Annotated in this window: 22 protein-coding genes; all 22 read right to left on the reverse strand. The window is 32.7% G+C overall.

Translation table 11 applies throughout. The features are described from left to right. Positions 1–3 precede the first annotated feature (3 nt). The 22 genes from QWT87_RS15185 to QWT87_RS15290 all read right to left on the reverse strand — a co-directional run bounded on the left by QWT87_RS15185 (position 4) and on the right by QWT87_RS15290 (position 23,848). On the reverse strand, positions 4–1,038 hold the full coding sequence (locus tag QWT87_RS15185; protein ID WP_302716959.1) for a polysaccharide biosynthesis protein: 1,035 nt from the start codon (positions 1,036–1,038) through the stop codon (positions 4–6). 11 nt (positions 1,039–1,049) lie between these two features. Continuing rightward, positions 1,050–1,988, reverse strand: coding sequence for a glycosyltransferase (locus QWT87_RS15190; protein WP_302716960.1), 939 nt, complete (start codon positions 1,986–1,988; stop codon positions 1,050–1,052). A 68-nt stretch (positions 1,989–2,056) separates the two neighbouring features. Continuing rightward, positions 2,057–2,902, reverse strand: a complete 846-nt coding sequence (locus QWT87_RS15195) for a glycosyltransferase family 4 protein (protein WP_302716961.1) — start codon at positions 2,900–2,902, stop codon at positions 2,057–2,059. A 140-nt stretch (positions 2,903–3,042) separates the two neighbouring features. Continuing rightward, entirely contained in the window at positions 3,043–4,056 is a 1,014-nt protein-coding gene (locus QWT87_RS15200) for an EpsG family protein (protein ID WP_185204961.1), read from the reverse strand. Between the two features lie 81 nt (positions 4,057–4,137). Then, on the reverse strand, positions 4,138–5,250 hold the full coding sequence (locus QWT87_RS15205; protein WP_302716963.1) for an EpsG family protein: 1,113 nt from the start codon (positions 5,248–5,250) through the stop codon (positions 4,138–4,140). A 136-nt stretch (positions 5,251–5,386) separates the two neighbouring features. After that, complete coding sequence (locus tag QWT87_RS15210; protein ID WP_185204959.1) at positions 5,387–6,388, reverse strand: glycosyltransferase family protein; 1,002 nt, start codon at positions 6,386–6,388, stop codon at positions 5,387–5,389. Positions 6,389–6,486: 98 nt separating this feature from the next. After that, on the reverse strand, positions 6,487–7,215 hold the full coding sequence (locus QWT87_RS15215) for an NAD-dependent epimerase/dehydratase family protein (protein WP_185204958.1): 729 nt from the start codon (positions 7,213–7,215) through the stop codon (positions 6,487–6,489). A gap of 7 nt (positions 7,216–7,222) precedes the next feature. Beyond that, positions 7,223–8,119: a glycosyltransferase family 2 protein gene (locus QWT87_RS15220; protein WP_302716966.1), complete on the reverse strand. Its 897-nt coding sequence runs from the start codon at positions 8,117–8,119 to the stop codon at positions 7,223–7,225. A 21-nt stretch (positions 8,120–8,140) separates the two neighbouring features. Beyond that, on the reverse strand, positions 8,141–9,271 hold the full coding sequence (locus QWT87_RS15225) for a glycosyltransferase (RefSeq protein WP_302716968.1): 1,131 nt from the start codon (positions 9,269–9,271) through the stop codon (positions 8,141–8,143). Beyond that, positions 9,268–10,776 carry a murein biosynthesis integral membrane protein MurJ gene (gene murJ / locus QWT87_RS15230; RefSeq protein ID WP_302716970.1) on the reverse strand — a complete coding sequence of 503 codons (1,509 nt, stop codon included), beginning with the start codon at positions 10,774–10,776 and terminating at the stop codon, positions 9,268–9,270. Before murJ ends, QWT87_RS15225 begins: the two co-directional genes overlap by 4 nt. 183 nt (positions 10,777–10,959) lie before the next feature. Beyond that, complete coding sequence (locus QWT87_RS15235) at positions 10,960–12,264, reverse strand: nucleotide sugar dehydrogenase (RefSeq protein ID WP_407933591.1); 1,305 nt, start codon at positions 12,262–12,264, stop codon at positions 10,960–10,962. Next, positions 12,261–14,630, reverse strand: a complete 2,370-nt coding sequence (locus QWT87_RS15240; RefSeq protein WP_302716972.1) for a GumC family protein — start codon at positions 14,628–14,630, stop codon at positions 12,261–12,263. The genes QWT87_RS15235 and QWT87_RS15240 overlap by 4 nt, the downstream gene beginning before the upstream one ends. Before the next feature lie 5 nt (positions 14,631–14,635). Beyond that, the gene (locus QWT87_RS15245) at positions 14,636–15,457 is read right to left on the reverse strand and encodes a polysaccharide biosynthesis/export family protein (RefSeq protein ID WP_228457747.1); all 822 of its coding nucleotides are present in this window, start codon (positions 15,455–15,457) and stop codon (positions 14,636–14,638) included. A gap of 36 nt (positions 15,458–15,493) precedes the next feature. After that, entirely contained in the window at positions 15,494–17,419 is a 1,926-nt protein-coding gene (locus QWT87_RS15250) for a polysaccharide biosynthesis protein (protein WP_302716974.1), read from the reverse strand. Positions 17,420–17,536: 117 nt separating this feature from the next. Next, positions 17,537–18,667, reverse strand: a complete 1,131-nt coding sequence (locus QWT87_RS15255) for a DegT/DnrJ/EryC1/StrS family aminotransferase (RefSeq protein WP_302716976.1) — start codon at positions 18,665–18,667, stop codon at positions 17,537–17,539. Between the two features lie 19 nt (positions 18,668–18,686). Further along, the gene (locus tag QWT87_RS15260; protein WP_302716978.1) at positions 18,687–19,151 is read right to left on the reverse strand and encodes a regulatory protein RecX; all 465 of its coding nucleotides are present in this window, start codon (positions 19,149–19,151) and stop codon (positions 18,687–18,689) included. 62 nt (positions 19,152–19,213) lie between these two features. Then, a complete protein-coding gene (gene glyA / locus QWT87_RS15265) occupies positions 19,214–20,479 on the reverse strand; it encodes a serine hydroxymethyltransferase (RefSeq protein WP_302716979.1) in 1,266 nt (421 codons plus the stop codon). A 107-nt stretch (positions 20,480–20,586) separates the two neighbouring features. Further along, positions 20,587–21,609: an ACR3 family arsenite efflux transporter gene (arsB, locus tag QWT87_RS15270; protein ID WP_302716981.1), complete on the reverse strand. Its 1,023-nt coding sequence runs from the start codon at positions 21,607–21,609 to the stop codon at positions 20,587–20,589. Further along, on the reverse strand, positions 21,606–22,220 hold the full coding sequence (locus QWT87_RS15275) for an arsenate-mycothiol transferase ArsC (protein WP_302716983.1): 615 nt from the start codon (positions 22,218–22,220) through the stop codon (positions 21,606–21,608). Before QWT87_RS15275 ends, arsB begins: the two co-directional genes overlap by 4 nt. A gap of 14 nt (positions 22,221–22,234) precedes the next feature. Then, positions 22,235–22,705 carry a DUF6428 family protein gene (locus QWT87_RS15280; protein ID WP_302716985.1) on the reverse strand — a complete coding sequence of 157 codons (471 nt, stop codon included), beginning with the start codon at positions 22,703–22,705 and terminating at the stop codon, positions 22,235–22,237. 85 nt (positions 22,706–22,790) lie between these two features. After that, positions 22,791–23,117, reverse strand: coding sequence for an ArsR/SmtB family transcription factor (locus QWT87_RS15285; protein WP_076395660.1), 327 nt, complete (start codon positions 23,115–23,117; stop codon positions 22,791–22,793). 140 nt (positions 23,118–23,257) lie between these two features. Continuing rightward, on the reverse strand, positions 23,258–23,848 hold the full coding sequence (locus QWT87_RS15290) for a hypothetical protein (protein WP_302716987.1): 591 nt from the start codon (positions 23,846–23,848) through the stop codon (positions 23,258–23,260). Positions 23,849–24,247 lie beyond the last annotated feature (399 nt).

The following is a 24,247-nucleotide window of genomic DNA, read 5'->3' on the forward strand; positions in this document are numbered from 1 at the left end:
ATTTTAATCGGGATATTGCATTATATCTTCTCCTAAAACCTCTTTTCTGATTAAAGGAAGTTTTAATAATAGCTTTTTCATTCCTTCAACATCTTCCTGTTTTGTATTATGAGAATGGTAGTCTTCTATTTTGGAAATATCTTCTACCCCTTCTGAAAAATACTGTGCGTAATTAAGATCTCGGTTATCGGCAGGAATTCTGTAAAAATCGCCCATATCTTCTGCTTTGAGCATTTCCTCACGCGTACAAAGGGTTTCGTATAGTTTTTCACCATGTCTCGTCCCGATTACTTTTACCGGATTATCGGCTTTAAACATTTCTTTTAAAGCCTGAGCAAGGTCTCCAATGGTTCCTGCAGGAGCTTTATTAACAAAAAGGTCTCCGGAATTTCCGTGTTCAAAAGCAAAAAGAACCAAATCTACTGCTTCCTCCAATGACATTAAGAATCTTGTCATATTCGGATCTGTAATGGTAATGGATTCACCATTTTTAATCTGTTTTACAAATAATGGAATTACCGATCCTCTGGAAGCCATTACGTTTCCATATCTGGTAAGGCAAACCGTTGTATTTTCCAGATTACGTGATGCGGCAACTGCTACTTTTTCCATCATTGCTTTGGAAATTCCCATTGCATTGATAGGATATGCTGCTTTGTCTGTACTTAGACAGATTACTTTTTTCACATTATTTTTTGCAGCGGCATCGATTACGTTTTGAGTTCCTTCCACATTGGTTTTTACAGCCTGCATTGGAAAGAATTCGCAGGAAGGAACCTGCTTTAAAGCTGCGGCATGAAATACATAGTCTACTCCTCTCATTGCAGGTTCTACACTTCTGTAATCTCTTACATCCCCGATATAGAATTTCAGTTTATCGCTTCTAAACTGGTTTCTCATATCATCCTGCTTTTTCTCGTCACGGGAAAAAATACGGATTTCTCTGAAATGGTCTGTATTGATGAATTTTCTTAAAACAGCGGTTCCGAATGAACCTGTTCCACCTGTGATAAGAAGGACTTTATTCTGTATTTCCATAATTTATATTTTTAATGCAGTAACGAAATTAATGTGTCGATTTTATTCGTTACCTTAGACTCTGAGTTTATTGTATTTTTTTGCAAAGATAGTGATAATGCTTCAGTAATTGAATCTACTTCCAAAGGATTAAAAACAAAACTGGGTTTGCAGACAGCATAAGTATAAGGTAAATCTGCACCAATAACCTTACATCCATTTTCTATAGCTTCTACCAAGCCTAAGCCAAAGCTTTCTGTAAGTGAAGGATATATATGATATTCTGATTCTTTGTATAACTTGCGCAACGCATTCCGATCTATAAACCCAATATTTTCTATAGGATATCCTTTATCTTTTTTTATATTAATTAAATTTAATATGTCAGCAGCATGGTCAGGAATGGTTAAAATTAGTTTTCCTTTTTTGTGTTGATCATAAAATTTTGTGAATGCATCCATTAATCTCAGATGATTTTTGTGCCGGGTTACATTACTCACATAAATATACTGATGCTCTTTTCTGATATTTTGATTGATCTGCATACCAAAGGGCGGATAAAATGGCATCACCAGAATGTTATTTTCCCGGATGTCATATTTTTTTGACAGTTTTTCTTTAACTAAATCTGTCTGGACAATCCAGTAGTCCGTATTTTTTCTGAAAGCATTCAGAACACGGGTTTTGATATAGTATATTTTTTTGCTGATAAAAGGTATTTCTTTCGGAAGCTCAAGAAATAAGAGCTGATGAAAATAGGTATATACTTTGGCTGAAGTTCTGATATTAGGTGGAAGATTTCCAAAACACAGTATCGCTGAAAATTTATTTTTATTTTCTCTATAGAATTTTCTTCTTTTGAATAACGAAGCTTGTAGATAAGTTACTTTATTCTTAAGTTTCAGACTATGGTTTTCATTCTGGATACGCTCATCCAAAAGATAAAAAATTTCTTTGCTGGTTTTTTCCAATTCTTCAATAAGATAGTCCAGTAAAACTTTCCCACCGCTGTTGTTAATATATAATGCGTCAATAAGAATCATTTATTTGCAAGGATTTTTTTATATAATTCTGTATATTGTTCCACCACCCAATCAGGAGTATAATTTTTTACATTTTCCTGCCCCCTGATGACTAATTCTCTACGTAGATCCTCTTCATTGGCAATTCTTAACACTGCATTTCTTATTTCTTCTGTATGATGAGGATTTACTAATAAGGCTCCTTTTCCTGCAACATCTTTCATAGGTGAAAGATCTGAAGTGATAACCATGCAGTTCCTTGCTTGGGCTTCAAGAATTGGCAGACCAAATCCTTCGTAGGTAGACGGGAAGCATAATACATTGCTTTCATCATACAATTCTCGAAGTTTTTCATCTGAAATATTGATATAATTGCTGAAATCATACTGGTAGTCCTCTAACAACCTACTCTGTCTTTCGTTCAGTCTTCCCACTATGGATAATGCAATGTTGAGATCTTTACAAGCTTCTAAAACTTTTTCAATATTCTTATTTTCCCTCGTCCCTACAATAAGGAGTTTCATTTTACTGAAATCCTTAAATTTTATGGGTAAGATATCTACCGTAATACAGTTAGGAATAACCTTAATTTTACTTGCCACAGAAGGCAGAAGCCAAGAGATTTCCTTTTTGGTTTTTTCAGAAATAACGGTAATGTATCTTAATTTTTTTAAAGGCAGATAAATCCAAAGTAAATAATATAATTTTTTTTTCAATCCGGTATGCTGATAATATCCTGAAAGATCATGAACCGTTAAAAGAGTTTTTCTAGAATCTAAAGCTAATGAAGACCAGTGTATGTCTCCTGTGATATGATTAATTTCTCCCTGATTTTTTTTAAAATACATCAGAGTCTTTAGCATCTCTGAAAGTTTAAAAGGATTTACAAACACACTGTACGCAACTCCTTTCCTTGATAATTCCTTTTTTATTACGGAAAAAAGCTTCTCTATACTTACTTGCCCATCTGCGGGATTTCTTTCAAAAAAGTGAATTTTCATAATTAAAATGTGAAGAATATAGTCTTGTAAGGCAAAAATAATTCCGGATAGTTTATAATACCTTTATAAGCTAAAATAAAAAAAAGAATGAACAAAGCCGAAACATATGTATACTTTTTTTCTTTAACAAAGATTGTTATTAAAATTGAATAAAAAAACACTTCAAAGATAATAAAATAAATACTTATCCTTGAAATTATAAAGGTAAAATCGAATGACAGTATGATGTAAGCAAAAAGGGAGAAGAATAGTACATTCAGAATAAATTCCAGATGATTGGTTTTTACTGAGCGGTTTAATACATCCCGGTATAAGAAAAATAAAACAACTGGTAAAATCCTTCTACAAATCCCTGAAATAAAAACGATTACTGAAATACTGTTCTGATGAGCAATAGATAGATACCCAAAGTACCTTTCAGAAAAGGCTTTGGGTAAAAGCAATATTACTTTTTCACTAAGTAAAGAATTCATACCGCTGAGTTGGGCAAAAACTGCAAATCCAATTAAATAAAGCCAATATTTATATCTAATATTATTGGTAAATATGATATAAATAAGACAGACGATTATTGTACGGTGAAACATTGATGCTAAAAACACAAACAAAATAAACCACAATTTCTTGTGCTCTAAAAAATATACTGTTGCAAAAAACATAATGGATAATGCCATTAATTGCCGTGTACTTCCCATTAACCCGATACTTAAACAAAAGAAAATAAATATAAACAGTATAGAATCCAGAGATGCTTTCTTAATAGAGAAATAATATAGTAAAAAGACTATTGCATAATAAACTGCATTGAAAGTATAAAAGGAAAGATGCATATAGTCTCTAAAAAAAATAATCAAAAGGTTGTAACCAAGCTCAAATCTGTTAGTCTCGATCTTACTCTCTTTAATATTACTAAAGTTACTATAGTAAATATAAAAATCTGTCCCGCTTTCCCATCTGAAACTCTCTAAAAACCACCAAAAGACTAATAAGAAAATAAATACAAGGTTTTTCTGCATTAAGCTGAGTTTATTTTCTGTCAGGAAAAAAAACAATACCATGAATACAAAAAGAAGTATCATTTGTCCTTATTTAATTTATTAAAAATCTACTCTTCGATATTCTTCATTATAAAATATCCCTTTATACGGATTAAAGATATCTTTATATACACTTATAGATTGGTTAAAATTGATGATAGCAATTACAAATAAAGGAAAAATCATCATCATTCTTTTTTTCTTATCATCTACTAATAATAAAAGAAAGCCTAGAAGCAAAGGCTCCATCGCATTAAAGTACATACTTCCCCGGCTTACCATTACCAACAAAGATTTACCAAAGATAAAATAGAAAAGTATTCCTAGGAAGTATCCGTTAAAAATTAAGTTATATTGGGGTATTTTCTTTTGCAGATGTTTTCTGGCAATAAAGAAAATAAGTACAAAAGACAATCTTTTAATAAGTCCGAAAGTAGAAAGAATAGCTGTTTCTTCCTGTGCCTGCCTCAGATACATCCCTGCTTTAGTGCTAACATTTTCATTAAAACCTCCTACTAAGCCAAAGAGGTATACAGGCAATGGAGAGTAAGATATTGCAATAGAAGCCACAAGTAAAATTAATAATACACGATCTTTAATTTCACGGTTTATAAAAAAATAAAGGAAAAAAAGTAAAGAAGTAGAATGAAAAAAGTATCCCATTATTACTAATAAAAAATAATAAACATACCTCTTTTCCAATAAAAATTTCAGTGAATATAAACCAAATGCTAATGCTAATAATTGGCGGTTGGTTCCCCAATTTCCCATAAATAAGCAGTAGAATATGAGCAGCGTAATAAAAAAATATTTGGAAAGAAACTCTAACGATTTGAATGTGATAGCATAAAAAACAAATGCATTAAAGAACAAAAAGAGAGAGTATCCGTAAAAATATTTGTAAAAAAAGTGTGTCAACAGGTTATATCCCAAGTCCATTTGGTTGGAATAGCTGAACCATTTATTCTCATTCCTGAAACTTTCATAGTGATCATAATATGAAGGCCAATCCGTACCCGTTTCCCAACGAAGTCCCATCTGCCCAACCAATACTGTAAAACTTAAAAACTTGAGAGTATTTAATATTGTGTGAGCACCCTTTACATCTTTAATATTGAGTTCTATTAAAGAGAAGAATGCTAAGAAAAATATAGTAAAAAAATAAATTTCCATACCTGTCTGTTACTTCGAATCTTTTTTTGGTTCTTCTCTGCCAGCATCTCTAATATTTATATGCACATCCATTTCTTACAACTTCTAAATAATATTAAAATATAACGCGTTATTCACTTCAATATTTGAGAATATTTTAAACAAAATCCTCAGCGAGCAACTTAGCCCTGTTAATATAATTATTGCTGGTATCAATAGTCCTCCTGAATTCTTTTGCTCCTTTTAAGGCTTCCTCATAATTATTTACGATCCAATGCGCTTTTTCTATCATTTCATTTAAAGTTTTGAAATAATAAACATCTTTTTTATCTGCGAACTGATTTTCAAATTCCGGTATAAAAGTTGAAAGCTGGGGAACTCCTGAAAGAGCAATTTCAAAAAATCTTAAATTAGATGAAGGATAATTCAGATGGTCAATTGCATTTAATGCTATTTTACTGTTTGCAGTATAATTTAAAAAAGTATTTAAATCTACCATCTGTTCTACAAGTGTAAGATTTTTTTTATTGTGAAAAGACAGCTTTTTCCAGCCGGTTCCTGCCAGAAAGAATCTGCTTTCGGGAAATTCTTTTAATAACCCGTTGATGGCTTCATAACGTTCTGGTCTGAAAGCTCCCACAAAAGAAAAATCGTATTCTGTTTTCTTTTCCGAGTAAGCATCAAAATCTGCGGATGAAATGGTATCTCCTGCAAAAGGAAGCCATGTGGATTCGATGTCGTTTCTTTTAAAAATATCTACATTTTCTTTTGAATGGGCATATACTTTTGTATAATGTTTTAAATTGGAGAAAACGTTATTCGACATATTTACGATAGAATCTGGCCAATAGAAAATAACATTTTTGCAGATCCTTTTAAAATATTCAATGGTTCCGGGATAAAGCTTCACATTAGTAAATACCATAATTGCAAAAGGAGGTTCTTTAAAAAATTTTTTTGCAACAAAATGGTTAGCTTTTACAATGGCCGGAGTATAATCGGAGTTGAATTTCTGAAGAATTATGAAAGGATAGTATGAATTTATAAGATTCGCAAAATCGATAATCTCCACCTCAAACCCCAGTTTTTCCAAAGCATATTTATAGCTCCTTTCCATACCAAACTTACTCGCTGATCCTATTATATATATTTTTCTCATAAACCATTTTTTTGTATTAAAAATTACATTTTCCGTTAGAAGATATTTCGACTACATCTGTTTTCCAAGCCTGTATCTTCATAAACAAATCTTCGTGCTTATATCTTGTTATCCAAGAAGTAATTGTAAGTTAGGGATAGATTGTTTGAAAAATTGTTTGTGGTAATTATCTTGTCAAAATCAGACTCTATTTTATTGATACTTTCGAACAGTTTAATTACTGATATTTCTACGGTCTCAGGAAAATAATTTACCAGATCAAAGCCATTTTCTTTTCTGTTGACGATTTTATTACTGATATTTTTTACCAGATCATCAATAAATAACAGCTGCAATACCTTATCTCCATCAATAATTTTACTTTCTTTTCCATGGATAACGTTATGGCAGAATGTTGCCACTACAGATACATAATTCGGTTTCATCCCCGGTCCGAATATACTCGGAATTCTAAGGCATAAGAAGTAGTTTTTTTTCTCAAATCCAAGCTTCGTAAGCAAAAATTCATTATATCTTTTGCTGATACCGTAGATGGTTTCTACATAATAATGAATGGAAGAAAAATAAATAAACATCTTATTTTCAAACTTATTTACAAGTAAAAATAATTTCTGAGCATAATAAATATTATACATAAAAAAATCATTCTCAGAATCTGATCTGGACACTCCTGCAGCATTTATAATGATATCGGCTTGTTCTATTTTTTTTAACAAAACAGTTTCATCTTCATTAATTTTTGCAGTATCAACTTCACTATTTACCGAAAAAAAATTAACTAAATTTTTTCCAATAAAACCAGTAGCTCCGAATATTAAAATTTTCATGTCTCCTTTAATATGTTTTTATTATTTCAGTAAAATACTTCCAATTCTCTTTAAAAGTATATTTAAAATTAAAAAAATTCAAAATTAAAAATAAATAGTCCGTTATCACAAACGTAGAGAACCTTTTGCGATCATTTCTTTTTAAGTAAAGCACTCTGCTGGTATGAGTCATTATTCTTTTTTTATTGGAATAGTTTACAATCGTCTTACTGCTCGCCTCTTCCAGGTGGATGATATTGGTCTTTGTATAAATATACTGTTTATATCCAAGGTTACTGATTCTTTTCTGCAGATCTGTCTCTTCATAATACATAAAGAACTTGTGAAAGAAGCCATCTAACTTTTCAAACAAAGATTTTCTCATAAACATATCGGCTCCTATAACATAATCTATTTCAAAATACGTTTTGCTGAAATCGTAAACTTTTTCTTCCTGCAAAAGTATAAAAGATGAAACGAAAGGAATTTGTTTCCATACTTTATTTTTTTCGTTAGAACACGTTGGAAAACTGTTTCCGTATCCGTTGATCGTATGGTTCTTATCAATCAGCGGGCATCCCAATACCCCTATATTCAACTGATCTTCATTATTCACAAAAAAAGAATGAAGCTTGGTAATAGAATCTTCAATTAGGAGTGTATCTGAATTCAAAAAGAATAAAAACTCTCCTTCTGCTTGCTGAACCCCTAAATTATTTGCTCTCCCGAAACCTAAATTGGTATCGGAATAAATATATTTAATTCCCTCAAAGTTTTCAAAATGCTCTTTTGATCCATCTGTTGAAGCATTATCAACGAGAATAATTTCGTGGCTTATATCTTCTGTATATTTCTTGACAGAATGTATACAATCAGTCGTTAGCTGTTTTGTATTATAATTTATTATGATAATTGAGCAAGTCATTTATTACGTAATTTTAGTAATCTATAGTTTTAAAAGCTTATTATTCAGCTTATCGATTATTATAGGCCAATAGTATTTGGAATAAACATATTCCGCCCCTTCCCGACTTAATTTTTCTAAATCATCTTTAGCGATTGTCTCTTTAATTTTCACGGCAAGGTCATCCGGATTCTGGTAATTGAAAACAGCAGCATACTTCCAGTTATCTGTAATTTCCTTACATGGATTCAGTGGAGTTGAAATGATAAAACATTTATTGGAAAGAGCCTCCAGATAAACAAAACCGAAAGATTCTGACAGCGATGCAAATAAAAATAGTGCTGATTCTTCGTAAAGCTTTGCCAGTTCCATCCGGTCATAGACTGCACCGGCAAGGATAATCCTATCTGCAAACCCAGCATATTTATCTGTAATATTCCTGATAGCTGATAAGAATTTTTCACTGTACGCACCTACCAAAACAAAATCCCAGTCGTTATCCGGATTTTGTTTACAAAATGTCAAAAATCCTTCAATAAGCGTGAGATTAGATTTTCCGGGATCATCCAGCCTTGAAACAGTAATACATCTTTTTTTCTTTTTACCATAAGGAACATTGGAGATCTTTTGAGAATAAAAACCATTGGAGATCAGAAAAACTTCTTTTCCGAAAATATTTTTCTCATTTAATGCGTTTACTATACTCTCTATCTCAGCAGAAATGATGTCCACATACTTTACCAGATGACCGATGAGTTTCCTTTTTAAGCCTGTATACTCCTGATCGAGTATGGAATCGTTGGCATCCAGTTTTATATAACTTTTACCTCTTCCGAAAGTAAGCACCTTAAATATAAAGCATAGCAGTACTTTCTGTAAAGAAAAGTGGTAAAAATTGATAACATCAATTTTTCTCAGATGTAACAATAGGAAAAATAAGATGTTTAGTGTTTCATTTCCAGAGAATACTTTTTTTATTTTTAAAGTTTTCAGTCCTCTAACGTCAGATTCCAGATAAGGAAAAGGACCGTCTGAATATCCTGCAATATAGGAGTCATAATGATGATTTTTATAAAGCAGATAGGGGATCATGCCCACATCTTTGATGAGATGGATATTTTCGCAATTCGGAAAAATTGTTACAAAAGTCTTTTTCTTCTTTGAAAACATCATTTTCTAAGTTGTTTTATTTTTTGACTTATCAGTTTTAAAATTATCTGTCTTTCTTCAAGCCTGAAAATATAGCTCAGAATAAACAGCAAAATCGCCAGAACACCTGCCTGAAATATCACTTCCGGATATGGACTTGTAAAACTGACTGAATGGCGCATTCCAAAATACATAATGGAAACGATAATGATTACAAGAAGAAAGTATCTTGGCTCAATATTAAGATCTTTTCTAAACGGATATTTCAAATACATAAAGTAGGCGAATATGCTATGAGAAAAAAATATGGAGATAGGGAATATATAAATTCCACCTAATTTTACGAACAGAAAATTTATAGTAATAACAGCAATCTGTGTAGCCATTCCTATAAACGCGTAATACTTTTGATTTTCAGAGGATAATAAACTCATACCAAAAATAACATATCCGAATATTCCTAAAAGTGAAATCCCGTACAGTATGGAAAGATCTGCAATGCTTATAAGTTCTTCCGTAGAAATACTTCCTCTATCATAAAGAATCTTCACCATAGGTAAAGAGGCTCCCGCAATAAAAGCAGTGATAAAAGAAATAATAAGCAATCCAAGCTGAAACATTTTTCTGAACTCATCATTATAAAGATCTTTATCTCCTTTTATATAATACTTTGATAATACAGGTACCAAGATGGTTGTAATAATACTTACCACAATTCCATACATCAAGGTAGGTATCCTGTTAGCATAATCAAGTGAGGAAATAACCCCTTCTCTTATTCCTGATGCTAAAATTTTCTCTACCAATGAATTGATCTGTCCGAAAAAATACGGTAAAAAAAAGGGAATGGCAAAAAGGAAAAAAGTTTTAAAGCCATCGAATGAAAAATTCCAGTTTGCTTTAAATAAGGGAATTTTTTTCTTTATGATAAAAAAGACGATAAATGCAATAAGCAGTAGTGTAGAAATATAATATGACAGAGGCAGAGAAAGAATGCCCATTCTTTCCACGAAAAAATAGATCAGTGCAATATTAATAATTGTGCTGAAAAATCCTGAAACCTCGGCGATAAAAAAAATTTCATACGCATTCAAAATACTGATTCCTATCGACATCAATTGGTTAAAAAGCAGTACCGGAGCTACATAATAGATCATTCTAACCAATACCAGACGCTGGGAAACATCGTAGTCAGGAGCTATTAAATATGTGAAATAATCCGGAAAGACCAAAATACCCCCTACCAGTAATACTGAGAAAAGAATGAAATATGTGAGCAAAGACTGTGTCTTTACCAATGCAGTTTCTTCAGAATTGTTTTCTTTGAGAAAAATAAATTTTGTTCTGAACGTTTCATTTATAGGTCCCCATAGTGCAGCATCTATTGTAGACATTGTAGTAAATGCCAAAATCCATACATCCTTTTCCAAAGACACCCCAAAATATTTGGCAGTCATAGAAAGAAGAATAATATTTAAGGGTATTTTTATTAACTTTAAAATGAAAAGTAAAACTGCTTTTTTTCTCATTAAGTATTCTTTGAAACAATAGAATTATTTTCGAAAAATCTGAAAAATCATTTTATTATTTCTTATTTTAATTGATATAATTTTTAACAAAATTCTTTAAATCTTTACGATTAATTCCATAGTATGGAATATAACTTAAAGATTCTTTATTTGCTAAAATCATGTATACGCCGATAATTATGCTTATAGTCTTGCATCAACAGTATCTCTTTCCAAGAATGCTTTTACATCAAATAAAACTGATTTCTCAGTTTTTAATGAAATAATATCTAAATTCTTAAACTCTTTATGAGAAACTGCCAAAATAATAACTTCATACTTTTTATCTTCTATAAAATCTTCAAGAGTTTGAATATTATATTCAGATTTTACTTCATCCTGATCTGCCCAAGGATCATAAATATCTACATTAAGATTATATTGCTTAAGTTCGGAATAGATATTTACAACTTTAGTATTCCTTATATCCGGACAGTTTTCTTTAAACGTAATCCCTAAGATTAAAGCATTTGCATTTTTAATCTGAATCCCTTTTTGAATCATTAACTTAATAACTTTTCCAGCAATAAATTCAGGCATCATGTCGTTTACTCTTCTTCCACTTAAAATTACCTGTGGATGATAACCAAGTTGCCCAGCTTTATGTGCAAGATAGTAAGGATCTACAGAAATACAGTGCCCTCCCACTAAACCCGGACGGTATTTTAAAAAATTAAATTTTGTACCTGCTGCCTCTAAAACATCATGAGTATCAATACCTATTCTATCAAATATCAAAGCTAATTCATTAACAAAAGATATATTTACATCCCTTTGGGCATTCTCAATTGCTTTAGAAGCTTCTGCAACTTTAATACTAGGAGCCTTGTGGGTTCCTGCTTTAATGATTAATTTGTATAGCTGATCTATATCTTCTGCAATTTCAGTAGTAGATCCTGATGTAACTTTTTTAATTGTCACTAAAGTGTTTACTTTATCTCCGGGAACGATTCTTTCTGGAGAATAACCAACAAAAAAATCTTCATTCAGTTTTAATTTTGATTCTTTTTCTAATATAGGAATACATTCTTCTTCTGTACATCCTGGATAAACTGTAGATTCATAAATAATAATGTCTTGTTTCTTAATAATTCCCCCCAACATCTTACTTGCCTTAATTAAAAGACTAAGATCCGGAGAGTTAAATCTATCTATAGGTGTAGGAACTGTTACTATATATATATTTGCCTCTGCAATTTCTTCCAGAGAACTGGAAGGAATATAACCTTTCTGAAAATTACTCTCTAAAGCAATTTTTAACTGTTCTTTTATTTCATCAGAATCGGCTTCTAGGGTATGGTCTTCACCATTATTGAGCTCTTTAACTCTCTGCTCATTAATATCAAATCCATAAACTGGTAAAAATTTAGAAAACTCAAGAGCTAGAGGCAGGCCTACATATCCCTGGCCGATTACAGCAATTTTATAGTGTTTGGGTAAATTCATCATTCTTTATTAAAAATACCTTTTATTTTATCTAAAAAGTTTTTGTTCTCTGTTGCCTTGTATCCGTACCCATATTTATTTCCGTAGGCAAAATACTCTTTACTTACATCATTAAGTACGAAAGCAACATTTTTTATTTTATGTGTTTCTATTTGTTTGTTTGCAAAATCTATTAACGTTTTTTCTGTATGTCTAGATCGGGTTACATACAGTGTAACGTCTGCCATATTAGCAATGAGTAAAGTATCCGTCACCAGCATAAGCGGTGCTGTATCAATAATGATATAATCATACGTTCCCTGCAGATCTGCAAGAAGATCCTCGTATCTTCCGTTAGACAGCAATTCCGTAGGATTTGGAGGTATGCTTCCAGAAAATATAACATCCAGATAAGGATTAAATGCACTCTGATGCACAATGTCTTCTACAGAAATTTGGTCATCATAAAGAAACTCCGTAAGTCCGGCAAGCCCTTTTCTGGTAGTATTGTATCTCTGTAACTGAGGGTTTCTGATATCCGAACCGATGATGATGATCTTCTTTTTAGGTGTAGCCATCGTTAACGCAAGGTTTACAGAAACGTGTGTTTTACCTTCTCCTTTTACAGTGGAAGTAACAAATACCGTTCTTCCTTTTTTAATGTTCTTAGGAAACATAAAATTCATATTGGTAATTAAAATCCTGAATGATTCAGCCATAGGAGATAGATCGTTCATTCTTACCAACTCATCCTGGCCTCTTTCCATACTGGGAATTTCGCCGATGATAGGTTTTCTGTTGGTAAGTTTTTCCAGATCATGTTTTGTTTTTACCTTATCGTTAAAAAGCTGTTGAAGATAAATAAAAACAATCGGAAGCAAAAGACCTGCTACAAGTCCGGAAAGTAAAATTACCCCAGATTTTGGTGAAACTTTCATTCCAACATAAGCTTTGTCCACAATTCTTGCTTTTGCTGATGTAACAGCCATCGATATTGCAGTTTCTTCTCTCTTCTGCAACAATAGAAGATACAATGATTCTTTGATCTGCTGCTGACGTTCAATACTTCTGAATAGTTTTTCCTGAGCCGGTACTTGGGATATTCTGCCAGAAATATTATTCTGTTCGGCAGAAAGACCATTTCTTGCTAACTGAAGTGCCGTTCTGTTCTTTTGTAAACTCTGCATTACAGAAGTCCTAATATTATTTATCTGTTTTGTAATATCAACAACAAGAGGGTTTTCTGGTGTAGCGTTCTGAAGAAGTTTATTTCTTTCCAAAACCAACTGATTATACGTTGAAATATTGGCAGTAGCGCCTGGATTATTCAGACCAAGATTACTCGGAAGGGTCTGGTTAGAGTTCTGATTAGAAACATATCCTAGCAAAATATCCGTAAGTTCCAACTGTGCATTAATTTCAAGTTCTTTACTTTTTGCCTCAGTATTAGTCTTAAGTCCCAATTGAACTTCGGTTTCTATATCAGATATTCTATTGGACTTTTTAAACTGTTCTTTCTGGTTTTCTACATCGCCCAAATCTCGTCCAACCTGATCTATTCTTTCATTGATAAACTTAGCTGTATTTCTAAACTCTGTATTTTTATCCTCAACAGCATCTTCATTATACACCTGAACAAGCTTATTGATAAATGCTTTCGCTTTATCCACTTCGGCATAATTCATTGATAATTTTATAACAGTAGCATCTTTATTAATCAGACTAACATTAAGAGCAGACTGAAAGGCATTTGTTCTGTCATCTAAAGTAGAAATATCCAATAAAAGATCCGTAATACTTTTTTTAGACCTGTAATTCGCATTTCTCAATATCATTATATTGGCAAAAGGTAAACTGATTACTTTATTATATGAGGATTTTACAGGGGACATTCCTTCAGCAGAAAGTGTAAGCTCATTTCCGTTAATCTTTAAATTGATCAAACGGGAAGCATTGCCTGAAAATTCTTTTTCCTGAACAATAACGACTCTTATTGGAGAAGTCTCTTCGAAAAGTTCGTTTTTCAGATCGCCATTATAAATATTTGTTTCTAAACCTAAAACTCTTACTACTTCACGTACAAGTTTTTTGGATTTAAAAATTTCCATCTCGTTCTCCACCCCATTACTCCCGATCTTTCCAATACCCGAGATATCTCTTAACGTTGCAAAGTCCTGTGTTCCGCCGCTGTTCGCTTTTGAATCTTTAATTAAAACTGTTGATGCAACTTCATATACAGCCACTTGTTTTTTTAAATATAAATATGCTATTAAAAGTGAAACTACAGCCCCAATTAAGAACCAAAACCATCTTTTTAGATAAGGATGTATTATTTCTCGTATATGTAATTCTATCTCTTTTGTCTCTACAAAATTATTTTTTTGTTCCATTCTTTTTATTTCTTAAATAAACCTACGACTACCGCAATAGCAGTAACACCAATTGAAATTGCAGATAAAATAAGTGGAGTATTTGGGTTTTGCTTTGAAGCAATATCTTTTGTATTATTTGCAGAAACTATAATAGCATCTCCTTGCCTCAGATTATAATAAGGAGAATTAATCAGGTTAGCATCTTGCAGGTTTATCCTCCCATGAGTAATTTGCCCATTTTCCGTTCTTATTATTAATATATCATTTCTTTTTCCATATATAGTAAGATCTCCAGCCATGGCCAATGCATTCAATATTGTAGCCTGTCCATTTGCCACAACATAATCACCTTGCCTGTTTACTTCACCCAAAATTGAAATTTTGAAATTTGAGAGTCTCACAGAAACACTAGGATTAATAACAAATTCTTTTATTTTGTCTCTTAGTTCATCTTTAAATTGAACTAAAGTTTTATTTTTTGTATTTAATTTTCCTAAGATAGGAAAATCTATATCACCATCAGAATCTACAATATAAGTTGGTCCAGAAATATTTGCCGATCCCTGACCTGGAGTATTTCCACCTGCGAATGTATTATTCTGAATAAACTCTGAGGATGAAAAATTTTGATTAAATGGTTTAACAACATCTAAATCTTTAGCCGTAATAAGAATAACAAGCTGATCTCCCGATTGAATTGTATTTTGAGAATTTTTAGCAGAAGCTTCTATGGCAACATTTTCTATATTCTGCATATAATTCAGATCGTTGTGTGCGTTGGGATTTGTTTTGCACGAAACTAATGTAACTGCCAGTAATACAGCCAGTATTTTACCTTTCATCATATTTTAAAATTGTACAAATATACATTTATTATTTTTCTATTTATCCAGTATTTCATAAATAGAATTGTTACTTCTAAATTCAGGAACTATAGTTTTCAAAATTCTTACGACTTCTACCTTATCTCTTTTGATAGCAGCTTTGGTAACCAGATTCACCATAGATTCAATTTCAGAAAATACCATACTCGGATCTTTTGAGATCATAATCTTTTCGTTATGAGTCGGCAATGTTTTTGCATCATCACTCAAAAGCTCTTCATATAATTTTTCTCCGGGCCTTAAACCTGTATAAATAATTTTAATATCTATATTAGGCTCAAATCCTGATAATTTTATCATTCTTCTCGCGAGATCCAAAATTTTTACGGGTTCTCCCATATCAAAAACGAAAATTTCCCCGCCGTGTCCCATGGTTCCGGCCTGAAGAACAAGTTCACAAGCCTCCGGAATCGTCATAAAATATCTTACAATATCAGGATGCGTAATCGTAACGGGACCTCCTGCTTCAATTTGCTTTTTAAAATGAGGAATTACCGATCCGTTAGATCCTAAAACGTTTCCGAATCTTGTTGTAATAAATTTGGTTTTGTTTCCTTCCACATTTTGTAAAGACTGAACAAATAATTCCGCAGCTCTTTTTGAAGCTCCCATCACATTGGTAGGATTTACAGCTTTATCTGTTGATACCATTACAAACCTGTTCACATTATACTTACTGGAAAGTGTTGCAATGATTCTTGAACCTAATACATTCACTATAATACCTTCGTGTGGATTTTCTTCAACCAATGGCACGTGTTTATATGCCGCAGCATGATAAACCATAGAAAAATTATAGGTTTGGAACAATGGTTCTATTCTATGCTTATTGGAAACATCCGCCAATACAAATTTAAAGGTGATATGAGGAAATTTTTCTCTCATTTCAAGCTCTATATCATACAGAGGTGTTTCAGCCTGATCTAATACAACGATAAGAGAAGGATTAAATTGTGCAACCTGTCTGACAATTTCACTCCCAATGGAACCTGCACCTCCGGTTACTAAAATTGTCTTGTTAAAATGTCTGCTTCGCACATCTTCACTTTCAATTTTAATTGGTTTTCTGTTCAACAAATCTTCGATCTGAAGATTTCTGATGGAACCTCCAAGATCACTGTCTCTAAGTTTCTGAACGGAAGGAGCTTTAAAGATGTTGAAATCTTTTTCAAGAAATAAATTTACCCAGGAATTCATTTCATCTTTAGACATCATTTCTTTTATAATGATGACTCCGTCTACTAAAAGTTCTTCTTTCGAATGTTTTTCAATTTTTTCCTTTGAAAGGATTGGCTTTCCTAACAACGATGCTCTTTTAGAATCTGTTCTCTGGGTTAAAAAACCTACAACATGATAAGGAAGACTTGGATTGTCTAAAATAGCTCTCGCGATGGCAATAGACTGTTCATCGATTCCTAAAACAAGAATTCTCTTTTTAAGTGTACTTCTTCTATATTCTCTTACGATATGAAAAAATTCTTTCACATATAATCTGAAAAGAAATAATCCCATGAATGAGATGATGAAATACAATATCAGATAGGGCGTTAAAATAAATTTTCCGCCGGTGAACCAGAAATAAAAGATATTGATTGTAGCTACTGTAACCATTGTACAGAAGCATGACGTCAAAAGTTTAAACAGATCCGTAAAAGTAGAATGCCTTATAATTCCTGCATATGTTTTAAAAACATACATAAATAAAGCATTTATAACAATAATTGATAGGAATACCAGACTTTTATCATCATAGATAAATTCACGTTGGGTAATTTTCTCTATAATATAGGTAGATAAAAATAACGATACTACCAGAATAATAATATCAATTACTAATATTATCCATCTGGGCAGATATCTTACATCCGAGAGACTGACAACATTATCTCCTCCAAAAATCTTCTTCCTAAGAGAATCGTACATTGTCTATATTTGTGTTCATATATTTTTAAAATTAAAGTCGGGCAAAAAAAAACAATCCCATTTATCTTCGCGTAAAATTACAATAAAATTTCATCGATTTTTGAATTAATACCAAATTTAATTTCTGTAATTATATAATGTTCTGGTAATTCTCTCTTTACACTTTTCTGTAATATTACTTCCCGAAGGAAGGCACAAACCTTTATCAAAAAAAGTACCAGAAATATTGTTTCCAAAAAAAACACACTCTTTATATAATGGCTGCAAGTGCATCGGTTTCCACAAGTATCTGGTTTCTATATTATTCTCAGAAAATATATTTCTCAATTTTTCTTTATTCCAGTGTAAACCATCAATTAAAATCACATTTAACCAATAATTTGAATAAAATTTTTCAGAAGGTTCAGAAAATAAATTCAGATCATCAAAATGATTAAATAAATCCTCGTAGAATATATGGTTTTCTCTTCTCGACTGTATTCTTTTTTCAAAAAACTCCATCTGTCCTCTTCCTATTCCTGCATGTATATTGCTGAGCCGATAATTATAGCCTACTTCAGAATGACTGTAAAAATCCTCATTTTCCTTTGCCTGTGTGGCAAGATAAAGAGCTCTGTCTTTAACAGATTTATTCTTGGAAACAAGAATGCCTCCTCGAGAAGTCGTAATAATTTTATTTCCATTGAAACTTATAATAGATAAATCGCCAAAAGTTCCACATGCCTGATTGTTATATTTACTTCCTAAAGCTTCTGCACTATCTTCAATGAGAGGAATATCATATTTTCTTGAAATTTCCAGAATTTCATCCACCATAAAGGGCATTCCATAAAGACTTACTGCAATAATTGCCTTGGGCTTTTTTCCTTTCTGCAGACAATATTTTACAGCATCTTCCAATGCATTAGGGCAAATATTCAAAGTAGAAGGTTCACTGTCTACAAGAACCGGAATGGCATTTAAATATACAACAGGATTTACAGATGCCACAAAAGTAAAAGACTGGCAGATTACAAAATCTCCCTTTTCCACATTTAATAATCGTAAAGCTAAATGAATGGCAGCAGTTCCGGATGAAAGAGCAGTTACACAGGTATTTTCTCCCAAATATTCTTCGAGATCCTTTTCAAAAACATCTATATTGTTTCCCAACTGAGAAATCCAGTTGGTATCGAATGCTTCATGTATATATTTCAGCTCCGTTCCTCCCATATGTGGTGGTGAAAGCCAGATTCTTTCTTCTTTCAAAATAAAACAATTTTATCATTTATGTGGCTCCAAAATTATCAATAATTTTCTCATATTCAAAGCCCCTGCTTATTAAATATTTTATTGTTTTTGCTTTTCTTTGATAATCCTTCAATCCACTCTGCTTATCATAGTAATCCTGATAAATTTTACGGATCGTTTTTTCATAATCATCCTCATGAATTTCATCAAAACATGTACTGATTAATTTATCGGAAATCTGTTTTTGTTTCAGATGAATTTTAATTTTCGTCTTTCCCCAGTGTTTGATGTAAAATTTACCCCTGATGTAACTTCGCGTAAACCGTTCTTCATTCAGATAATTTTCTTTCATCAGATAAAGCATAATTTCTTCCTTCGCTTCATCAATTAAAAGAAATTCTCTCATTTTCTGCTCAACTTCTGCATGACAGCGATCCTGATACACACAATAGTTTACCAGTTTCAGTTTAATCTCATCAAAAGTAAAAGACTTCTTCTCCATATATTTTTTACACAAAAAAGAATGAGCAAAAGCCCATTCTTTATTATTTATTTCTTTGAAAATTAATAGTTGAATAAAGCTTTACCTTCCATTAATTCATTTACTTTTTTTCTTACCGAAGAAATTACTTCTTCATTTTTGATATTATCTACCACATCAGAAATTAATCCTGCAATGGTATCCATATCATTCTCCTTCAGACCCCTTGTCGTAATAGCAGCCGTTCCTAATCTGATTCCTGAAGTGGTGAATGGTGATTTATCATCAAAAGGAACCATATTTTTGTTACAGGTAATGTCTGCAAGAACCAAAGCTTTCTCTGTTTCCTTTCCGTTTACATTTTTATTTCTAAGATCTACCAACATTAAGTGGTTGTCTGTTCCACCGCTTACAATATCAAACCCTCTGTCGATCATTGCTTTTGCCAAAGCCTGTGCATTAGCCTGAACCTGCTTCGCGTATGTTAAGAACTGATCGTCCAAAGCTTCTCCGAAAGCAACTGCTTTACCCGCAATAACGTGTTCCAGCGGACCTCCCTGAATTCCCGGGAAAACAGCTCCGTCCAGAACCTGACTCATCATCTTAGTTTCTCCTTTTGGCGTTTTATGACCATAAGTATTTTCGAAATCCTTCCCCATCATGATCATTCCTCCTCTTGGTCCTCTCAGCGTTTTGTGAGTGGTTGTGGTTACTACATGACAGTGTTCAAAAGGATTATTTAAAAGACCTTTTGCCACCAAACCGGCAGGATGAGCAATATCTGCCCAAAGTGTAGCTCCGATTTCGTCTGCAATTTCTCTGAATTTTGCATAATCCAGATCTCTTGAATATGCAGAGAAACCGGCAATAAGCATTTTAGGTTTTTCTCTTAAAGCCACTTCTCTCATCTGATCGTAATCAATAAGACCAGTTTCTTTCTGAACTCCGTAAGAAACCACATCATACTGAATTCCTGAGAAATTAACCGAAGAACCGTGCGTAAGGTGACCTCCCATGGAAAGATCCATCCCCATTATTTTATCTCCGGGTTTCAAAACTGCCAAGTAAACTGCCGCATTCGCCTGAGATCCGGAATGAGGCTGAACATTTGCATACTCTACACCGAAAAGCTCTTTAGCTCTATTGATCGCCAGAGTTTCAACCTCGTCTACGACTTCACAACCTCCGTAATATCTTTTTCCGGGATATCCTTCAGCATATTTATTAGTCAATACGCTTCCCATAGCTTTCATTACATTATCAGAAACAAAGTTTTCCGATGCAATCATCTCAATGCCATGAGTTTGTCTTTGTCTTTCTTTTTCAATCAGGTCGAAAATAATGTCCATTTTACTTTTAGTTTTAGAAATTTTTCATGCCAAAAGTACGAAATTTTCACCGAGATTTCAGCATTCGGAATAATGATTTTAAAACTGATTTTCAACTACAGATTACTCTATTTTTGTTTTAAATATAAACTTGCCTTCACCAGAAGAATAAGAACCGGAACTTCTACCAAAGGACCGATAACTCCCACAAAAGCCTGTGCAGAATGAATTCCGAAAACAGCAATACTTACTGCGATAGCCAGTTCGAAATTATTTCCGGTAGCTGTAAAAGCAATTGCAACATTCTTATCATAAGGAACTTTCATCATTTTATTCATCAGAAAACTGATAAAAAACATAATAATAAAGTAAAAAATCAGCGGAACCGCCACTTTCAACACATCTATCGGAAGCTCCAAAATCTGATCTCCTTTAAGACTGAACATCAGCACAATCGTAAATAATAAAGCATACAAAGTAATCGGAGAAATTGCCGGAATAAATTTCCTGTTGTACCAGTCTTTTCCTTTAAATGAAATAAGAAGATAGCGAGATAAAAATCCGGCCAGAAACGGAATTCCTAGATAGATCAGTACACTTTCCGTGACTTCACGCATTGGCACAGAAATACTGAAATTTCCAAGACCTAATTTCTGAGGAAGCACATTAATGAAAAGCCATGCAAAAAAACTGTAGGAAAAAATCTGAAAAACACTGTTCAATGCCACCAAAAGAGCAGCATATTCGCGATTTCCTCTTGCGAGATCGTTCCAGACAATTACCATGGCAATGCATCTTGCCAAACCAATCAGGATAAGACCGATCATGTAATCCGGTTCATTTTTAAGAAAAATTACTGCCAGAACAAACATTAAAACAGGTCCCACAATCCAGTTTAAAAACAGAGAAACTGAGATTACTTTTTTATCTTTAAAAGCCTGTGGAAGGAGACTGTAATCTACTTTGGCCAAAGGAGGATACATCATGAGAATTAATCCGACAGCCAAAGGAATATTTGTAGTTCCCGAAGAAACAGATTGCGTAACCCGGGAAATTTCAGGAAAAAAGTAACCCAAAGAAACGCCGACAATCATTGCCAGAAAGATCCAGAGCGTTAAATATCTGTCTAAAAACTTTAATTTAGGATTCATCTACAATCTATTTGAGAAAATACATAAAACATTTCTGAAGCAATCTCCAGACTTCTTTTTTCATAAACCTCAGTTTGTTGGGGAGTGTTATCCGAAACTTTAGGATCTTCGAAAGTAAGCGGAACTCTTTTTTCGGCTCCGGGAATAAACGGGCAGCCTTCATCAGCAGAAGAACAGGTCATTACAGCGGCAAAACTACGTTCAGGATTAAACGGATCATCGTATTTTTTGGAAAAACCAATCAAAGGCAATGTATTTTCATCAAATTTTATGGCATATACAGGATTTTTAGTTTCACTTAATTTCCAGATCTCAAAACCTGCATCAGATAAAGTTTCCGCAATTTTCGGAAACAGTTCGGTAACTTCCGTTCCTCCCGAATAACATTGTACATTCGGGATTTCATAATAATGTGCTGCAACCTTTGCCCAAATCTGTGACAAATGGCTTCTGCGCGAATTGTGAGTACAGATAAAATTAAGGCGCACTTCTTTATTCTCTCCCGTTTTTTGCTGAATATAGTCAGTGAGACTTTTTAAAACCACTTTTCGCTCTTCGCTGATTTTTTGCTGAAGAACTTTTTCTAGGTAAACAGATAATTTCGGATTCATACAGTTACTTTAAATTAACAGCATCCCGAGTTCGGAGCGCATTGAGATGTTTTATGACCAAGCTCTTTCAGACTTAATTTTTCCTTTTCCTGCGGAATTCCACATGAATCCTGTGCAAGACAGGCAGTCTTTTTATTTTTAAGGATAAAATGTTTTCCATTAAATTCAAGGTCATACTTACCAATCGTTGTATCCTGATATTCCACTTCAATCTCTAAATCTTTAATGCCCAGTTTCTCTTCCGAAAGCTGAATAATATGAAGAAGTTTCCCCGGCTTCAGACGATGCTCATCATCTTCTGCATTCCAAAGCTGAAAATTGACTTTTTCTTCTTTTCTGATGGTTCCTCCGCAATCGACAAAATTTTTGCTTACCATCCCTATTTCTGTTACATGAAAATGTCCCGGTACAAAAGTTCCGTTTTCCAACTGAAATTCAACATTATCCAACGTTGGAAGGATATTTTTGATCTGTTCAAGCGTCATATTTTTTATTTTTAATTGTTAAAAAAATTATAATTAATCATATATTACAATATCGCAATATTACGATAATTGAAGACAAAAAAATTTAACAGCACTTTTGCTTTTTAACAGTAGAAATTACTTTTGAAAAAAATACATTCAGTACCTCAAATGCATTCTCATCAATACAGTAACAGATAGAATTTCCTTCAATATTTCCTTTGATAAGTCCGGCATTCTTTAATTCCTTCAGATGTTGGGAAACTGTAGGCTGTGCCAAAGGAAGTTCATTGACAATATCTCCGCAGATGCACTCATTTACCTTCAGCAAATATTCAATGATAGCGATTCTCGCAGGATGCCCTAAAGCTTTTGCAATGGTAGCAATTCTGTTTTGTTCATCTGTAAAAAAATCTGTTTTTGTAGCTCCCATATTCAAACTATATCGCAATATTACGATAAATAATTTTCATTGACAATATTTTTTAAAAAAAATTCTAAAAATCTGAGGAGAATTATTAATTATAAGAGACTTATTTGGCATTCAGAAATTCATAAGGATTTGTAATGAAATCAATGAAAGCTAAATCCATAACGAAGAATTTCATCTTGTAATCGAATTATTTTTTGAGACCAATAAAAGACTCTTTCCATCTTATCAGAAAAATCCTCTTCAGATGAATTTTGATAAACACTTTGATAATTCTTATACATTTCCAACCTATCGATTAAATATTCTTCATAATCTTTCAGATTTTGAGGAATATAACCTGGTCCCTCACAGCCACAAGAATGAAAAACTTTCCCGATTCTGTAAAGACTTTCAACAATTTTCCATTGTTTAGAAGCGCTTTTCTTTGGTGCTTTAAAATCCAGTCCTAAATCTGCCATCAAACTTGAACATTCAGGACATTTTATCTCGCGGTTTTCTATTTCTGAAATTACTTTTTCTAACTGATCTTGCTCTTTTTTTACAAAAATTGACGAGACATTTCGAATATTGAATCCGTTAATCTTATGAAAATTTTTATCTTCTCTGATCCTTTCTAAAATATCAGAAGAATGAGTCTGCTTAAAAGATTTTCTATATTTGAAACATACAAAATGAGATTTATATGTCTTTCCTGCGTATCTGCATATATACACTGGTTTAATTCTACTCAAATATATTGTTAGTTAGCCAAATCAACAAGTAAGATTCTATAAAAATATATACACTTATAATAATTCGTTCTCAAACGCAGATCATATTTTCAGGAGCTTTATCCCGCTATCCACTTCTACTCCTCGCGCCCGGCTTTCCGAGCTAATGCCTTCTTTCCCAATCCCGCTGCGGGGTAACCGTTTCTATCGCGGCTAGGAGATGGCAGACAATATTGATAATTGATGAGTAATGGGTAATGGGCAATGATGAATGATAATTGATGAATGATTATATCCTCGGGTTTCTTTACTTTTCTCTTTTTACTTGCTTCTTTTTACTTGTTACTTTTCTCCTTGTTCTATTTACTTTTCCCTTTTTACTTTTTACTTTGTTCTATTTCCTTTGATAAGGGATAGATT

The sequence above is a fragment of the Chryseobacterium urinae genome, assembly GCF_030518295.1.
In the GTDB taxonomy this organism is placed as follows: domain Bacteria; phylum Bacteroidota; class Bacteroidia; order Flavobacteriales; family Weeksellaceae; genus Chryseobacterium; species Chryseobacterium mucoviscidosis.

What these genes read in the sequence shown, in the direction of transcription:
- QWT87_RS15205 (WP_302716963.1), bottom strand. Translation starts at nt 5,250, where the DNA reads ATGGAAATTTATTTTTTTACTATATTTTTCTTAGCATTCTTCTCTTTA.
- glyA (WP_302716979.1), bottom strand. Translation starts at nt 20,479, where the DNA reads ATGGACATTATTTTCGACCTGATTGAAAAAGAAAGACAAAGACAAACT.
- QWT87_RS15220 (WP_302716966.1), bottom strand. Translation starts at nt 8,119, where the DNA reads ATGACTTGCTCAATTATCATAATAAATTATAATACAAAACAGCTAACG.
- QWT87_RS15260 (WP_302716978.1), bottom strand. Translation starts at nt 19,151, where the DNA reads ATGGAGAAGAAGTCTTTTACTTTTGATGAGATTAAACTGAAACTGGTA.
- QWT87_RS15250 (WP_302716974.1), bottom strand. Translation starts at nt 17,419, where the DNA reads ATGTACGATTCTCTTAGGAAGAAGATTTTTGGAGGAGATAATGTTGTC.
- QWT87_RS15240 (WP_302716972.1), bottom strand. Translation starts at nt 14,630, where the DNA reads ATGGAACAAAAAAATAATTTTGTAGAGACAAAAGAGATAGAATTACAT.
- arsB (WP_302716981.1), bottom strand. Translation starts at nt 21,609, where the DNA reads ATGAATCCTAAATTAAAGTTTTTAGACAGATATTTAACGCTCTGGATC.
- QWT87_RS15195 (WP_302716961.1), bottom strand. Translation starts at nt 2,902, where the DNA reads ATGCTAAAGACTCTGATGTATTTTAAAAAAAATCAGGGAGAAATTAAT.
- QWT87_RS15275 (WP_302716983.1), bottom strand. Translation starts at nt 22,220, where the DNA reads ATGAATCCGAAATTATCTGTTTACCTAGAAAAAGTTCTTCAGCAAAAA.
- murJ (WP_302716970.1), bottom strand. Translation starts at nt 10,776, where the DNA reads ATGAGAAAAAAAGCAGTTTTACTTTTCATTTTAAAGTTAATAAAAATA.
- QWT87_RS15235 (WP_407933591.1), bottom strand. Translation starts at nt 12,264, where the DNA reads ATGATGAATTTACCCAAACACTATAAAATTGCTGTAATCGGCCAGGGA.
- QWT87_RS15185 (WP_302716959.1), bottom strand. Translation starts at nt 1,038, where the DNA reads ATGGAAATACAGAATAAAGTCCTTCTTATCACAGGTGGAACAGGTTCA.
- QWT87_RS15280 (WP_302716985.1), bottom strand. Translation starts at nt 22,705, where the DNA reads ATGACGCTTGAACAGATCAAAAATATCCTTCCAACGTTGGATAATGTT.
- QWT87_RS15215 (WP_185204958.1), bottom strand. Translation starts at nt 7,215, where the DNA reads ATGAAAATTTTAATATTCGGAGCTACTGGTTTTATTGGAAAAAATTTA.
- QWT87_RS15225 (WP_302716968.1), bottom strand. Translation starts at nt 9,271, where the DNA reads ATGATGTTTTCAAAGAAGAAAAAGACTTTTGTAACAATTTTTCCGAAT.
- QWT87_RS15210 (WP_185204959.1), bottom strand. Translation starts at nt 6,388, where the DNA reads ATGAGAAAAATATATATAATAGGATCAGCGAGTAAGTTTGGTATGGAA.
- QWT87_RS15200 (WP_185204961.1), bottom strand. Translation starts at nt 4,056, where the DNA reads ATGCAGAAAAACCTTGTATTTATTTTCTTATTAGTCTTTTGGTGGTTT.
- QWT87_RS15245 (WP_228457747.1), bottom strand. Translation starts at nt 15,457, where the DNA reads ATGATGAAAGGTAAAATACTGGCTGTATTACTGGCAGTTACATTAGTT.
- QWT87_RS15285 (WP_076395660.1), bottom strand. Translation starts at nt 23,117, where the DNA reads ATGGGAGCTACAAAAACAGATTTTTTTACAGATGAACAAAACAGAATT.